This window comes from Dyella sp. LX-66 (assembly GCF_018599165.1).
Taxonomy (GTDB): domain Bacteria; phylum Pseudomonadota; class Gammaproteobacteria; order Xanthomonadales; family Rhodanobacteraceae; genus Dyella_D; species Dyella_D marensis.
The window spans coordinates 15191-30533 of sequence record NZ_JAHFVJ010000023.1; the positions used below are offsets into that span (position 1 = coordinate 15191).

Consider the following 15343-nt stretch of genomic DNA (forward strand, 5'->3'; position numbering starts at 1 on the left):
GCGCTTTCGCGCCGCCTTTTGTGCTTCTCTGCTCAGGCTCAGTGCGAACCGGGCGCCGCATTCGTCTCCGGCGTGGCCGCCGCGGTGGCGCTCGGCGAGAACTTGCCGCCGTACGGCAGCACCTCGGCCGCCAGCTTGGCGTCGCCCTTGATCAGGCCCACGGCGTCGAACAGGATGTGCGCCGTTTCGTCCAGCTGCGGGTCGGCGGCCTTCTTGGCGTCGTCTTCCTGCTTGAGCTGGGACTTCAGGCTGCGCTCGTTGGGGTTGAGGCCGTCGTCCAGGCCGTCGCGGTCGTCGTTGAAGGTGTTGCCGTCGATGGCCTTGTGGCGGGTGCGGAAGTCGGCCTGGATGCCTTCCTGTTCCTTGCGCTCGGCCTGGCGCTGGGCGAGGTTGAGCGAGATGGTGGTCTTGTCGCGCATCTTCCGGTACTGCGCCAGCTCGTCGAGCATCAGCTTCCAGCCCGGCGCCTTGGTGGCGCGCGCATCGTGCTTGGCCTGCAGCTGGCCCAGATAGGCCTTCAGGTCGGCCACCGGCTTGTAGTCCGGCGCCGGCGCGATCTGCGTCCACTGCAGGGCGTTGTCGTAGGTGGATTCGCCGAAGTCCTTCTCGTCGCCGCTCTTGGGGAAGCCGATGTCCGGCGTCACGCCCTTGAGCTGGGTGGAACCGCCGTTGATGCGGAAGAACTCGGCGATGGTCATCTTCAGCTCGCCCAGCTGCGGTTTTTCCTTGGTGCGGCTGGCGAAGCGGTCGAGGTCGACCAGGTTCTGCACGGTGCCCTTGCCGAAGGTGGGCTGGCCGATGATCAGGCCGCGGCCGTAGTCCTGGATGGCGGCGGCGAAGATTTCCGAAGCCGAAGCCGAGCCACGGTTGACCAGCACCGCCATCGGGCCGGTCCAGGCCATGCCAGGATCGTCGTCACCCTGCACGTCCACCTGGCCGCGCGCGTCGCGCACCTGCACCACCGGACCCTTGTCGATGAACAGGCCGGTGAGCTCGTTCGCCTCGGTGAGCGAACCGCCGCCGTTGTTGCGCAGGTCCATGATCACGCCTTCCACGCCGGCCTGCTTCAGCTCGCCGAGCAGCTTGGACACGTCGCGGGTGGCGCTCTTGAAGTTCTTGTCGCCTTCGCGGCGCGCGCCGAAGTCGGAATAGAAGGTGGGCAGGTCGATCACGCCGATCTTGCGGCTGACGTTGCCATCCTTGATCTCGATGATCTTCTTCTTGGCGGCCTGCTCTTCGATGCTGACCTTCTGGCGCACCAGCGAGATCACCTCGTGCTTGCCGTCCACGCCCACGTCGGCGGGCAGGATCTCCAGCCGCACGGTGGTGTCCTTCTTGCCGCGGATCAGCTTGACCACGTCGTCGTTGCGCCAGCCGATCACGTCGACGATGGCGCCGTCGGCGCCCTGGCCCACGCCGACGATGCGGTCGCCCGCATGCACCTTGCCGGACTTGGCGGCCGGGCCGGCCGGCACCACTTCGCTGACCACCACGTATTCGTCGCGCACGCCCAGCACCGCGCCGATGCCTTCCAGCGACAGCTTCATGGAGATGTCGAAGTTCTCCGCCGCGCGCGGGCCGAGGTAGTCGGTGTGCGGGTCGGTGGATTCGGCGTAGGCGTTCATGAAGGACTGGAACGCGTCCTCGCCGTCGAGCTGGCGCACGCGCTCGATGTAGTTGGCGTAGCGCTTGTCCAGCGTCTTGCGGATTTCGTCGTCGCTCTTGCCGGCGAGCTTCAAGCGCAGCCAGTCGTTGGTGGTGCGCTCGCGCCACAGGGTGTCGAGCTCGGCCTGGTCCTTGGGCCAGTCGGCCTTCTTGCGGTCGTAGGCGTAGGTCTCGTTGCTGTCGAGCTTGAAGCCCTTCTTGAGCAGCTCGCGCGCGTAGCTCATGCGGTCGACGGCGCGCTGCACGTACAGGTTGAACACCGAGAACGGGCCGGAGAGGTCCTGGTTCCAGATGGCGTCGTCGAACTGCGACTTCAGCGGCGCGAACTTGGCCATGTCGGCCTGGGTGAAGAACACCTTCTCGCCATCCAACGCGTCGAAGTAGGCCTTGAAGATCTTGGCCGACATGGCGTCGTCGAGCGGCTGCGCGTCGTAGTGGAAACGCGTGAGGAAGCGCGCCGAGAGCTGCGCCGCCTGGGCCTGGGTGAGCGTGGCCTTCAGCGGCAGCGACGAGGCCTTGCGGCCGGTGGTGCCGCCGGTGAGGTCCGCGGCCGACTGCGCCTGCGCGCCGCCGACGGTGAAGGCGAGCAGCAATGCGAGCGAGACGGTACGCAGTTTCATGAAGTTCTCTTTAGGCATGCTCGGTGACACCAGCGGCGTGGGCTTGCAGGTCGGCGTGATAGGAGGAGCGCACCAGCGGGCCGGAAGCGACGTGGCCGAAGCCCATCGCCTCGCCGGCTTCGCGCAGCGCCTCGAATTCTTCGGGAGTCCAGTAGCGCACGACCGGGTGGTGATGCGGCGTGGGCTGCAGGTACTGGCCGATGGTGATCATGTCCACGTCATGGGCGCGTAGATCGCGCATGGTCTCCAGCACCTGCTCCATGGTCTCGCCCAGGCCCAGCATGATGCCGGACTTGGTGGGGACTTCCGGATGCTGCGCCTTGAAGCGCTTGAGCAGGTCCAGCGACCACTGGTAGTCCGCGCCCGGGCGCACTTCGCGGTAGAGGTGCGGCACGGTTTCCAGGTTGTGGTTGAACACGTCCGGCGGGAAATCCTTCAGCACTTCCAGCGCGCGCTCCATGCGGCCCTTGCCGCGGAAGTCGGGCGTGAGGATCTCGATCTTGATGTTGGGGCTGGCATGGCGCGTGGCGCGGATGCAGGCGGCGAAATGCTCGGCGCCGCCGTCGCGCAGGTCGTCGCGGTCGACCGAGGTGATCACCACGTAGCGCAGGCGCATGTCGCGGATGGTCTCGGCCAGGCGGGCGGGCTCGAGCGGATCGGGCGCGGCCGGGCGGCCGTGGGCCACGTCGCAGAACGAGCAGCGGCGGGTGCACACCTCGCCGAGGATCATGAAGGTGGCGGTGCCCTTGCTGAAGCACTCGTGGATGTTCGGGCAGGAGGCTTCCTCGCACACCGTCACCAGCGAGTTCTCGCGCAGGCGGGCCTTCAGCTGCTGCACGGCGTTGCCTGGCGGCAGGCGCACGCGGATCCAGCTCGGCTTGCGCAGCGCGGGGGTGTCGGTTTCGAAGCCGGCGCGGTTGCGCGCGATCTTGTCGTTGCCGAGCTGCTTTTCGACCGACTGCTTGTCGGCGGCGGGCGTGCCGCTGACGACGCTGATCGGGATGACCTTGGAGGGGGACATATCGCTCATGTAGGCAAGCTCAGACCGCTACGCGAGCGGGTAGTTCGGGGATGACGGGAGCGGCGGACTCGGCGGTGAAATCGAACTGGCGGCAGAACTCCTCGACCAGTGCGTCTTCCACCTCCGCCAACCGCGACGGACCGCCCAAGTCTAGCACCTGGGTGACCTGCAAACCCTTGTAGCCGCAAGGGTTGATGCGGTGGAACGGCTCCAGGTCCATGTTCACGTTGAAGGCCAGACCGTGGAAGCTGCAGCCCCGCCGCACGCGCAGGCCCAGGGCGGCCACCTTGGCGCCGGCCACGTAGACGCCGGGGGCGCCGTCCAGGCGGGCCGCGCCGATGTTCCAGCGCTCCAGGGTGTCGATGATGGCCTGCTCGATCTTGCACACCATCTCGCGCACGCCGACGCCGGCGCGGCGCAGGTCGATCAGCGGATAGGCCACGATCTGGCCGGGGCCGTGGTAGGTGACCTGGCCGCCGCGGTCCACCGGCACCACCGGGATGTCGCCGGGCGCCAGCACGTGCTCCATCTTGCCGGCCTGGCCCAGGGTGAACACCGGATCGTGCTCCAGCACCCACAGCTCGTCGGGGGTGTCGGGACCGCGCTGGTCGGTGAACGCGCTCATGGCCTTCCAGGTCGCCTCGTAGGGCTGGCGGCCGAGGCGGCGGATTTTCAGCGGCTGGGACATGGGGACAACCGGGAAACGTAGAGGGTCGGGATGAGGTGCGGCCGGGTTCCGGGGCTTGCAAGGGCGCGAAGCGCGTCTCCGTGGCCCCGATACGCGGCCCCAAAACGGCGCGGGCCGGGAAAACCCGGCCCGCGCGTGGGATTACAGGGTGAAGCGGATATCCGGATCGGCGCGCAGGCTGGCATGCGCCAGGTCGTACTGCTCGCGGTTCTCGCAGCGGAAGCTGACCGTGACCGAGAGGAAATTGCCTTCGCGCGAGCTGCGGTGCTTCACCGTCTCGTGCAGCACGTGCAGGCCGATGCTTTCCAGGATCGCCGGCACGCGCCTGGCCAGGTCGGCGTTGGCGTTGCCCATGGCGGTGATCTCGAATTCGCCGGGGAACTGGAACCCCTGGCCTTCGTTCTGCGCCTTGATCGAATCGATGTCCTGCATGGCGGTACCTCGTGCTTACTTCTTGGCTTCGTCAGGCTTCTTGTCGCTGTGGAACCACAGCATGATGCTGTCCCACAGGCGGCCGAAGAAGCCGGCCTGCGGCGCGTCTTCCAGCGCCACCAGCGGCAGGTTCTGCACCGGCTGGCCGTCCAGGGTGACGCGCAGCGTGCCGATCTGCTGGCCCTTGGTGAACGGGGCGATCAGGGTGGCGGGCACGTCCACGGTGGCCTTGAGCTTGTCGTAGTCGCCGCGCTTGACGGTGACCAGCACGTTCTCGCCCACGCCCAGCGGCACCTGGTCGGCCTTGCCCTTCCACAGGCGCGGCGTGGCCAGCGGCTTGTTGGCGTCGTAGAGCTTGTGGGTTTCGTAGAAGCGGAAGCCGTAGTTCATCAGCGACAACGCGGCGTCGGCGCGCGCCTTCTCGCTGCTGGCGCCCATCACGATGGCGATCATGCGCGCCTCGCCCTGCTTGGCCGAGGCGGCCAGGCAGAAGCCGGCGGCGGCGGTGTGGCCGGTCTTGATGCCGTCGACGCTGGGGTCGCGCCACAGCAGCAGGTTGCGGTTGTGCTGCTTGATGCCGTTCCACTCGAAGTCCTTCACCGCCGAGATGGCGTAGTCCTCGGGGAAGTCGTGGATCAGCGCACGCGACAGCAGGGCGATGTCGCGGGCGGTGGTGTAGTGGTTGGCGATCGGGTAGCCGGAAGCGTTCTGGAAGTTGGAATTGACCATGCCCAGCTGCTTGGCGTACGCGTTCATCAGGTTGGCGAACGCGCCTTCGCTGCCGGCGGTGTGCTCGGCCAGCGCGATGGCGGAGTCGTTGCCGGACTGGATGATCATGCCGTACAGCAGGTCCTTCAGCGGCACCTGGCTGTTGAGCTTGAGGAAGCTGGTGGAACCGTCGGTGCCGGCGCCGCCGCTGCGCCAGGCGTTCTCGCTGATGGTCACCTGGTCGTTCATGTGGATCTTGCCGTTGGCGACCTCGGCCGAGACCACGTAGTCGGTCATCACCTTGGTGATCGAGGCCGGCTCCACGCGCACGTCGGGGTCCTTGGCGGCGAGCACCTGGCCGGTGGCGTAGTCCATCAGCACCCAGCTCTTGCCGTCCACGTCCGGCGGCGGCGGCACCGGCGCTTCGGCCACCACCGGCCGCGGCACGGGCGCGGGCTTCGGGGGCGTCTGCTGGGCGACGGCGGCGGTGCCGATCACCAGGGCGGCGATGGCAAAGGGAGCGAGGGTACGGCGGAGGAGATTCATCGTTCTGAGAGGTCCGGTTTCGATAGGGCTGGCGCCGGAGCGCCGGAAGGGCAATGCGTCAGTCTACCGCGACCTGCGGACGCGGCAGTCCCATGTCTTCGATCCTGGCGGTGACTTCGTCGGCGCTGTCGACGTCGGCGATGGGCCCCACCCGCACGCGCCGCACGCTGCGGCCGTTGATTTGGGCATCCACCACCTGTACCGGCGCGAAATTCGCGCTGCGCAGCTTCTGCGCCACGCGCTCGGCATTGGCGTTGTCGGCGAAAGCGCCGACCTGCAGATAGATGCCGGGCTTGGGCGGCGCACCGGCGCTGCTGCTGGCGACGGGCGCGGGCGGAGGCGGCGGCAGGTCCTGCAGCGGCTCGCCCGGCGTGATCGCGCGCACTTCCACCAGGCCGGTGCCCTTCGGGTACACGCCGATCTTCACCGCGGCGGCGTAGGAGAGATCGATCAGGCGGTTGTCGTGGAACGGCCCGCGGTCGTTGATGCGCACGACCACGCTCTTGCCGTTCTCCAGGTTGGTGACGCGTGCATAGCTCGGCAGCGGCAGCGTCTTGTGCGCCGCGCTGAACTGGTACATGTCGTATTCCTCGAGGCTCGAGGTCTTGTAGCCGTGGAACTTGTTGCCATAGAACGAGGCGATGCCGCGCTCCACGTAGCCGCTCGCGTTCGGCAGCACGGTGTAGGTCTGGCCGAGCACGCTGTAGGGCGACTTGTTGCCGTACAGCGCTCGCGGCTCCACTTTCGGCACGGGCTCGACCAGCTTGCTGATGTCCGGCGGCGGGCCGTCGGGCACGCTGTCGGCGTTGTCGCGGTAGCGGCTGCTCTGCGGACGGCTGACGTCGTCGTCGACGCCGCGGCGCGAACCGCCATCCGGCGACGGCCGATACGTCCCGCCGCTGCTGCTGCGCCCCGGCGAATAGCCGCCGGATTTCGACGGCCGCGGCTTGCTGCCGCCGCAACCGGCCAGGGCGAGCATGGCGACCGCCAGCAGCGGCAGCGCGAGGCTGGGTTTCATCGACGCTCCCGCACGCCGTCGGCAATGGCCTGGGCGAGCTGGTGCACCGCCAGCGCGTACAGCGGGCTGCGGTTGTACTTGGTGATCACGTAGAAGTTCTGGAAGGTGAACCAGTACTCCGGCCCGTACGGCCCCTGCAGCGACTGCAGGCTGCTGCCCAGGCCCGGATCCATCGGCTGCAACGGCGCATAGCCCCAGGCCATCAGCTGCTCCAGCGGCCACTGCGGCTTGGAATCCTTCACTTCGATCGGCCGCGCGGCGGCGTCGGGCTGCGCGCGCGCCACCACCGGCGCGCCGGTGACCCAGCCGTGCTTGGCGAAATAGTTGGCGACGCTGCCGAGGATGTCCGGCAGCGAATCGTGCAGGTCGATGTGGCCGTCGCCGTCCTCGTCCACGCCGAAGTCGCGGATGCTCGACGGCATGAACTGGCCCCAGCCCTGCGCACCCGCGTAGGAACCGGTAAGCGTATCCGGCGGACCGGCGAGCATGCTGTCCGGCAGGCTCAGCAGCACCTTCAGCTGCTCGCGGAAGAACGTGGCGCGCGGCGGGTAATACAGGCCCAGCGTGACCAGCGCATCGAGCACCTTGTACTTGCCGGTGTTGCGTCCGTAGAAGGTTTCCACGCCGACGATGGCCACGATGTATTCCGGCGCCACGCCGTATTTCTTGCCGATGCGCTCGACCAGCTCGCGGTGCTGCAGATAGAACGCGACGCCGTCGTCGATGCGCTTGTCGGTGATGAAGATCGGCCGGTAGTCCTTCCACGGCTTGGCTTCGGCCGGGCGGCTGATGGCGTCGAGGATGCTCTGCTGTTTCTTCGCGCCGTCGAGCAAGGCGTTCAACCGGGCCGGATCCTTGCCGGTTTCCTTGGCGACTTCGGCGACCAGCTGTGCCTGTCCCGGGTGAGTCTGGGCCTGGGCTGTCGTCAGTGCGGCAGCGGCGGCGAGGCCCAGGGCGGCAATCCATTGCAGGGGACGGGGCATGGCAATCTCGGTCATCAGGCTACTTCGCTGTAAAACGCTGTGCGCGCAAGAGCCTAGCACGCATGGCGGCGCAAACCCTGGCAGAAAACGGGCGTGCGCGGAGCCGGTTCAGTGATGCGAACCGCCGCGGCGCGGCTCAGTCGTGCATCTTGCGGTTGGCGTGGATCGACATCAGCACGCCGAAGCCGGTGAGCAGCGACACGGCCGAGGTGCCGCCGTAACTGATCAGCGGCATCGGCACGCCGACCACCGGCAACATGCCGGCGACCATGCCGCCGTTGACGAACACGTACACGAAGAAACTCATGCCGATCGCACCGGCGAGCAGGCGCGAATAGGTTTCGCGCGCTTCCATGGCGATCCACAGGCAGCGGCCGATGATGAAGGCGTACAGCGCCATCACCGCGGCCACGCCGACCAGGCCGAATTCCTCGGCGAACACCGCGAAGATGAAGTCGGTGGTGTGCTCGGGCAGGAAGTCCAGGCGCGACTGCGTGCCGTGTTGCCAGCCCTTGCCGAACAGGCCGCCGGAACCCACCGCGATCTGCGACTGGATGATGTGCCAGCCGTTGCCCAGCGGGTCCGACTCCGGATCGAGCAAGGTGCGCACGCGGTTGCGCTGGTATTCGTGCAGGAAATGCCAGGCCACCGGCACCATGCCGCCCACCGCGGCGAGCAGGCTGCCGATCTTCCACCAGGCCATGCCGGACAGGAACAGCGCGAACGCACCGGCGCCGGAGACCAGCACGGCGGTGCCCAGGTCGGGCTGCTCGGCGATCAGGGCGGCGGGAATGCCGATGAGGATGCCGACCGTGACGATGTCCTTCCACGACGGCGGCAGCTGCCGCGGGTGCAGGTACCACGCCACCATCATCGGCACGGTGAGCTTGAGCAGCTCCGACGGCTGGAACGACATCACGCCGAGATTGAGCCAGCGCTTGGAGCCGCTGCGGATCTCGCCCACGCCGGCCACCACGATCAGCAGGAACACGCTGCCGGCGTAGAGCCAGGGCGTCCAGCCGCGCAGCACCGAGGGCGGAATGCGCGAGATCAGCAGCAGCAGCATGCCGCCGATGACGAAGCGCGCGGCCTGGCCGGTGATCATCGCCATGCTGCCGCCGCTGGCGCTGTACAGCGTGACCAGACCGGTGGCGGCCAGCAGCAGCAGGCCGAAGGCCAGCGGCAGGTCGATGCGCGGACGCGTAAGCAGGCGGCGCAGAAAGCGGGTCAGGCGGACCTGGAGTTCGTCGATCATTGATGGCCTCCGTCGTCCTGCTGGCTGCTGTCGTCATGGTCTGACGGCAACTGCGCCGGCACATCGGCGGGCGTGGCCATCGGCGTGTCTTCCGGCACCTCCGGCACGCTGCTGGCGTTGGCCGGCAGGCCGCCCTGCTCCGGCGCGTTGCGCGCGGGCACGGCGCCGCCCTGGCTGGCCAGCCAGGCTTCCATGATCTTGCGCACGATGGGGCCGGCATCCGACGCGCCCCACGCGCCCTGTTCGAGCATCGCGGCCACGGCGATGCGCGGCGCGTCGGTGGGCGTGTAGCCGATGAACCAGGCGCGGTGGCGGGTGGCCAGGTAGGCGGTGTTCTTGTTGTTGTCGTAGTCGTTGCTGCGGCGGGAGAAACGCTCCGCCGTACCGCTCTTGCCGGCCACCACATAGGGGAAGCCGGTGAACTGGCCCTTGCCGGTACCGCCGGTGATCACCGCCTCCATACCCTGGTTCACCACGTTCCAGTAGTTGTCCTTGTGGATCAGGGTGGGACCGCTGGGCGGATTGGGCAGCGGCACGCGCGATTCCTTCACCGCCGAGGTGGCCATCACCAGGCGTGGCGAATACGGCGTGCCATGGCCGGCAAAGGTGGCCGTAGCGTGGGCGAGCTGCAGGGTGGTGACGTTCCAGTAGCCCTGGCCGATGCCGGTCAGGATGGTCTCGCCCGGGAACCAGCCGTACTTGCTGCGCGTGGCCTTCCATTCGCGTGAAGGCAGGATGCCTTCGACTTCGCCGAGCAGGTCGATGCCGGTCTTGTGGCCGAAGCCGAGGCTGCCCATCCAGGAGCTCAGGCGGTCGATGCCCAGGTCCAGCGCGAGCTTGTAGAAATACGTGTTGGTGGACAGCTGGATGGCGCGCACCATGTTCACCGTGCCGTCGCCGCCGCGCTTGTCGTCGCGATAGCAGCGCTGCTGGCCGGGGATGCAGAACTCGCCGGTGGACAGCACGGTGTCTTCCGGCCGCCGCACGCCGTATTCCAGGCCGCCCAGCGCGAGGAACGGCTTGACCGTGGAGCCCGGCGGGTAGGCGCTCTTCAGTGCGCGGTTGAGCAGCGGCTTGTCTTCGGCGGTGGTGTAGGCGACGTAGTCGGTCTTGCTGATGCCGTTGACGAACAGGTTGGGGTCGAAGCTGGGCACGCTGACCATAGCCATGACCTGGCCGTTGCGCGGGTCGATCGCCACCGCCGAACCCGGGCGGCCGGCGAAGGCATCGGTGGCGGCCTTCTGCACGCGCGCGTCGATGCTCAGGTACAGATTCTTGCCAGGCTTCGGTGCGTGGGTTTCCAGCACGCGCTGCACGCGGCCGTCGGCGTTCACTTCGACCAGCTCGTAGCCGGGTTCGCCGTGCAGCATGTCTTCGTAGGAGCGCTCCAGGCCGCTGCGGCCGACGTGGCTGGTGCCTTTGTAGCGATCCGGGTCGAGGCGGTTGAGGTCGTCGGCGTCGATGCGGCCGACGTAGCCGATGACGTGCGCGAACAGCTGCCCGTACGGGTAGCGACGGGTGAGGTACGGCACCACGTCCAGGCCTGGGAATCGCCAGCGGTTGATGGCGAAGCGGGCGATCTCGTCCTCGGTGAGGTGCAGCTTCAGCGGCACGCTGTCGAAACGGCGGTTCTGCTTGAGCTGCTTGCGGAAGGCTTCGACGTCGTCATCGCCGAGCGGGATCACGTCGCGGATGCCGGCCAGCATGGCCGGCATGTCGGGCACCTGCTCGGGCACCACTTCCAGGCGGAAGGCCGGCACGTTGTCGGCCAGCAGCACGCCGTTGCGGTCGAAGATCAGCCCGCGCGCGGGCGGGATGGCGCGAGGCTTGACGCGGTTGTTCTCCGAACGCAGCGCGAACTCGTCGTGGCGCTGCACCTGCAGGTAGCTGTAGCGCACCACCAGCACGGAAAGGCCGAGCAGGATCAGCGCGAAGCCGACGAAGGCGCGCCAACGGAACAGGGTGCTTTCGCCCCGGGAATCCTTGATCGAGCGGCGACGCAGGGCCATGGCGCTATTGCAGGCGCAGCCGCAGGCGCAGGTCGTCCATCAGCAGGAACAGGAACGGCCAGAGCGCTGCGCCGACGAACGGCGAGATCCACCAGGTGGCGGGCGGGAACGATTCGCCGGCGAAGGCGCGCACGATCAGCAGCACCACGCGGTCGTTCAGCAGCAGGGCCAGCACGGCCAGGGTCTGCTGCCACATCGGGAAGAAGCGCAGCCGCGAGCGGAAGCGCAGCGCGATGAACACCAGCGCGCACAGGCGCATGGCCTGCTCGCCGAGCAGCACGCCGTCGAGCAGGTCTGCGCACAGGCCGATGCAGAAGGCCAGGCCCAGGCTCACGCGCTGGTCGCCGGCTTCCAGCGCCCAGTACAGCAGGAACAGCGCTGGCCAGTAGGGCTTGAACGGCTGCAGCGCGCCGGGCAGCGGCACGAGCATGGACAGCAGGGCGAATGCCAGGGAGCCGGAGAACCAGAGCAGGCCGACGCGTTGCTTGTTCATGGCGCGGTGCTCGCGGAGGCTGGGGTTGCCGAGGCTGGGTTTGCTGAGGCTGGAGTGGCCGAGATGGGTGCGACGCGCGGCAGGGTTGCCGCGGTGGCGGCCGGTGCGGGCGCGAGGTCGGCTGGCGGGCCGGCCTGGGTGGCGGGTTCCGGCGGGCCGGCGGGTTCGGCCTGGTCGTGCAGGATCAGCACGTCCTCGCTGCGGTCCAGATCGGCGGTGGGACGCGCGCGGCCTTCCAGGAACATGCCCGAGGCACCCGGCTCCACGCCGCGGATTTCGCCCACCGGAAAGCCCGGCGGGAAGCGGCCGCCGAGGCCGGAGGTAAGCAGCTTGTCGCCCGGGCGCACGTCGGCGGCCATCGAGATGTTGGGCAGGCTGAGCAGGTCGCCGTCGCGCGAGCCGTAGGCCACGGTGCGCAGGCCGGTGCGCTCGACCACCACGGGGATGGCGTGGTCCGGGTCAGTCACCAGCATGACCAGCGAGGTGCGCGGCATCACTTCCACCACCTGGCCGATCACGCCGTGGGCGTCGATCACCACCTGGCCCTTCTTCACTCCGTCGCGCTCGCCGACGTTGACCAGCATGCGGTGGCGGTAGCTACCCAGGTCCACGTCGATGACGCGGGCCAGCTGCACGTTGAGTTCCAGGCTGTGCTGGGTGGCCAGCAGTTCCTTCAGGCGCTCGTTCTGCTCGGCCACCGAGGCCATGCGATTGAGCTTGGCGTTGGCCAGCAGCAGGTCTTCGCGCAGGCGCTGGTTCTGCTCGGTGAGCAGCTGGCGGTCGGCGAAGGCCACGCTGAGGTTGCGCATGCCGGCGGCGGGCATGCCGGCGAGGCGGTAGACCGGCTCGACCACGGCCGAGGTGGTGTAGCGGATACGCCACATCCAGCCGTTGCGATGGTCCAGGACCATCAGCACCATGGCGAACGCGAGATAGAGGATGAGGCGCAGGGTGCCGGCAACCGTGCCGGCAAACAGGGGCGAGGAGTCCTCGCGAGCGAGTGCCATCCCCTGCCCCTTTAGCGCTTATTCGGCGGCGAAGAAGTCGCTGCCGTGCTGGTCGATCAGCTCCAGCGCCTTGCCGCCGCCACGGGCCACGCAAGTGAGCGGCTCGTCGGCCACCATCACGTGCAGGCCGGTCTCCTCGGAGATCAGGCGGTCCAGGTCGCGCAGCAGAGCGCCGCCACCGGTGAGCACGATGCCGCGCTCGGCCACGTCGGAGCAGAGCTCCGGCGGGGTCTGCTCCAGCGCCGACTTCACCGCGGCGACGATGCCGGACAGCGGCTCGTGCAGGGCTTCCAGCACTTCGTTGGAGTTGATGGTGAACATGCGCGGCACGCCTTCGGCCAGGTTGCGGCCGGAAATTTCGATCTCGCGCACGTCGGTCTGCGGGAAAGCGCAGCCGATTTCCATCTTGATGCGCTCGGCGGTGGATTCGCCGATCAGGGTGCCGTGGTTGCGGCGCACGTAGTTGATGATGGCCTCGTCGAAGCGGTCGCCGCCGACGCGGACCGACTGCGAGTAGACGATGCCGTTGAGCGAAATGACCGCCACTTCGGAGGTGCCGCCGCCGATATCCAGCACCATCGAGCCGCGCGCCTCATGCACCGGAATGCCGGCGCCGATCGCGGCGGCCATGGGCTCCTCGATCAGGAACACGTCACGGGCACCGGCGCCTTCGGCCGATTCCTTGATGGCGCGGCGCTCCACCTGGGTAGAGCCGCAGGGCACGCAGACCAGCACGCGCGGGCTGGGACGCAGCAGGCGCGAACGGTGGACCTGCTTGATGAAGTGCTGCAGCATCGCCTCGGTCATGGAGAAGTTGGCGATCACGCCATCCTTCATCGGACGCACGGTGGCGATGTTGCCGGGGGTACGACCGAGCATCTTCTTGGCGTCGCTGCCGACGGCGGCGACGGCACGAGGACCGCCCGGGCCGCGATCCTGACGGATAGCGACTACGGAAGGTTCGTTCAGAACAATGCCCTGTCCGCGCACATAAATCAGGGTATTGGCCGTGCCAAGATCGATGGAGATGTCGTTGGAGAAGATCCCGCGAAACTTCTTGAACATGGGGCCGCCGTGCGTCGATCTGGCTAAAAAGTAAGCGCGCCAGTCTAAAGACGCGGCCTCTTGCGCGCAAGGACAATATCGTTAAGAAAGCCTTGTACGACGGGGTGATATGCCAACTTCCGCGCAGGTCGCATGAGTTCGAATTTTCAAAGGGTGATCGCCCTGGCGACCGGATATCGGTAAAATTCGCAACTTTGGCCGGGACGGTATCCCGGCTGTTTGTCCGACCGCGCTTGCGCGGCCCGTTCACTAGCCCGGGGACACCCACGAATCATGTCTGCCGTTATCTGCGGTTCGTTGGCATACGACACCATCATGGTCTTCCAGGACCAGTTCAAGAACCACATCCTGCCCGACCAGGTGCACATCCTGAACGTGTCGTTCCTGGTGCCGCGGATGCGTCGCGAGTTCGGCGGTTGCGCCGGCAATATCGCCTATAACCTGAAGCTGCTCGGCGCCGATCCGCTGCCGGTGGCCACGGTAGGCCAGGATTTCGGCCCGTATCGGGCACATATGCAGGAATGCGGGATCCGCCTGGATTATGTGCGCGAGTTCGGCGATCAGTTCACGCCGCAGTGCTTTATCACCACGGATCTGGATAACAACCAGATCACGGCGTTCCATCCCGGTGCGATGTTGAGCGCGCACGAAAATCATGTGCGGGATATTCCGGAGATCAGTTTCGCGATCGTCGCGCCGGATAGCCGCGATGCGATGCTGCAGCACGTGGATGAGTTTTCGGCGCGGAATGTGCCGTTTATTTTCGATCCGGGCCAGGCGATGCCGTTGTTCAACGGCGATGAATTCCGCTCGATGATCGAGAAGTCGACGTATGTGATCGTCAACGATTACGAGTCGCAGCTGCTGCAGTCGCGTACGGGCTGGAGTGCGGAAGACATCGCGAGCCGGGTGAAGGCGTACATCGTGACGCTGGGGCCGCGTGGGTCGCTGATTCATACCGATGGCATCACGCACGAGATTCCGCCGGCGCGCGAGCGCAAGGTGGTGGATCCCACCGGCTGTGGCGATGCTTATCGTGCGGGCCTGATCTTCGGGATCATGCGCGGGAAGGATTGGCCGACGATCGGACGGATGGCTTCGCTGATGGGTGCGCTCAAGGTCGAGTATCCGGGAACGCAGAATCAGCGCTTCGATTACGCGCTGTTTGCGGCGGAGTTCGAGGAGCAGTTTGGGTATGGGTTGGATTGACGTTAGTTAATTCAAATTGACTTGGGTTGGTTAATTCAAGTTGAAGTGAGAAGGCCTCCCGGGTGGGAGGCCTTTTTGTTTTGGAGCTTGGAGGCGTGGCACTTCTTCTGATGCCACCTGGCGTTGGTGAGGCAGGGTCAGCTGTCGAGCAGCAGGTGTCGATTCTGCGTTTCTGGCATTAGATCGATCACCAGGTCGCGATGGCTTTGCTGTTGCTCTGCATCGCTATCGCATCGATCAAGCTGCGGTGGATACAAAACCTGTGGCGGCAATGCTAGCCGGCGACGCTGACTGATGAGTCGCGTGGCAGCCAAGCTGATCGATTCGACAGGCCTTACATGGCGTGGAAGCACTGATAGCGCATCGCGCTGATGCTCCCATTCAGCGCTTCGAGTCGGGCGCTTCAATGAGTGGTGCATCTGCCATGCACGCGGGCCTGCAATGCTGACGCCAGCATCGCCTTTTCATCGATTATCTCGATGGATTAACTCGCACCGATGGCGGAGCTAATGAAGTGATTATGTTTAGGCCAAGAAAAAACCCTCACCGAGGTGGTGAGGGTTTTTAGGATAAAGCCCCTGGCGATGACCTACTCTTGCATAGCAAGCTACACTACCATCGGCG

General features: G+C 66.7%; 13 protein-coding genes. 1 reads left to right on the forward strand and 12 read right to left on the reverse strand.

The annotated features are described in order from the left end of the window. Nucleotides 1-38: 38 nt before the first annotated feature. The 12 genes from KK141_RS22600 to KK141_RS22655 all read right to left on the reverse strand — a co-directional run bounded on the left by KK141_RS22600 (nt 39) and on the right by KK141_RS22655 (nt 13510). A complete protein-coding gene (locus tag KK141_RS22600) occupies nt 39-2285 on the reverse strand; it encodes a carboxy terminal-processing peptidase (protein ID WP_214573176.1) in 2247 nt (748 codons plus the stop codon). 10 nt (nt 2286-2295) lie between these two features. Continuing rightward, nucleotides 2296-3315, reverse strand: a complete 1020-nt coding sequence (lipA, locus tag KK141_RS22605) for a lipoyl synthase (RefSeq protein ID WP_214573177.1) — start codon at nt 3313-3315, stop codon at nt 2296-2298. A gap of 10 nt (nt 3316-3325) precedes the next feature. Continuing rightward, nucleotides 3326-3994 carry a lipoyl(octanoyl) transferase LipB gene (gene lipB, locus KK141_RS22610; RefSeq protein WP_214573178.1) on the reverse strand — a complete coding sequence of 223 codons (669 nt, stop codon included), beginning with the start codon at nt 3992-3994 and terminating at the stop codon, nt 3326-3328. Nucleotides 3995-4135: 141 nt separating this feature from the next. Further along, nucleotides 4136-4426 carry a DUF493 family protein gene (locus tag KK141_RS22615; protein WP_214573179.1) on the reverse strand — a complete coding sequence of 97 codons (291 nt, stop codon included), beginning with the start codon at nt 4424-4426 and terminating at the stop codon, nt 4136-4138. A 15-nt stretch (nt 4427-4441) separates the two neighbouring features. Then, complete coding sequence (locus tag KK141_RS22620; RefSeq protein WP_214573180.1) at nt 4442-5680, reverse strand: D-alanyl-D-alanine carboxypeptidase family protein; 1239 nt, start codon at nt 5678-5680, stop codon at nt 4442-4444. Between the two features lie 58 nt (nt 5681-5738). Further along, on the reverse strand, nt 5739-6698 hold the full coding sequence (locus KK141_RS22625) for a septal ring lytic transglycosylase RlpA family protein (RefSeq protein WP_214573181.1): 960 nt from the start codon (nt 6696-6698) through the stop codon (nt 5739-5741). Next, a complete protein-coding gene (gene mltB / locus KK141_RS22630; RefSeq protein ID WP_214573182.1) occupies nt 6695-7696 on the reverse strand; it encodes a lytic murein transglycosylase B in 1002 nt (333 codons plus the stop codon). Before mltB ends, KK141_RS22625 begins: the two co-directional genes overlap by 4 nt. Nucleotides 7697-7817: 121 nt before the next feature. Continuing rightward, a complete protein-coding gene (gene rodA / locus KK141_RS22635; protein ID WP_214573183.1) occupies nt 7818-8936 on the reverse strand; it encodes a rod shape-determining protein RodA in 1119 nt (372 codons plus the stop codon). Then, a complete protein-coding gene (gene mrdA, locus KK141_RS22640) occupies nt 8933-10945 on the reverse strand; it encodes a penicillin-binding protein 2 (RefSeq protein WP_214573184.1) in 2013 nt (670 codons plus the stop codon). Before mrdA ends, rodA begins: the two co-directional genes overlap by 4 nt. 4 nt (nt 10946-10949) lie before the next feature. Next, a complete protein-coding gene (gene mreD, locus KK141_RS22645) occupies nt 10950-11438 on the reverse strand; it encodes a rod shape-determining protein MreD (protein WP_167258497.1) in 489 nt (162 codons plus the stop codon). Continuing rightward, on the reverse strand, nt 11435-12445 hold the full coding sequence (gene mreC, locus KK141_RS22650; protein ID WP_214573185.1) for a rod shape-determining protein MreC: 1011 nt from the start codon (nt 12443-12445) through the stop codon (nt 11435-11437). Before mreC ends, mreD begins: the two co-directional genes overlap by 4 nt. An 18-nt stretch (nt 12446-12463) precedes the next feature. Beyond that, on the reverse strand, nt 12464-13510 hold the full coding sequence (locus KK141_RS22655; RefSeq protein WP_167258493.1) for a rod shape-determining protein: 1047 nt from the start codon (nt 13508-13510) through the stop codon (nt 12464-12466). A 273-nt stretch (nt 13511-13783) separates the two neighbouring features. Here KK141_RS22655 and KK141_RS22660 point away from each other — a divergent pair, with 273 nt between their 5' ends. Next, entirely contained in the window at nt 13784-14719 is a 936-nt protein-coding gene (locus tag KK141_RS22660) for a carbohydrate kinase family protein (protein ID WP_214573186.1), read from the forward strand. Nucleotides 14720-15343: the final 624 nt, after the last annotated feature.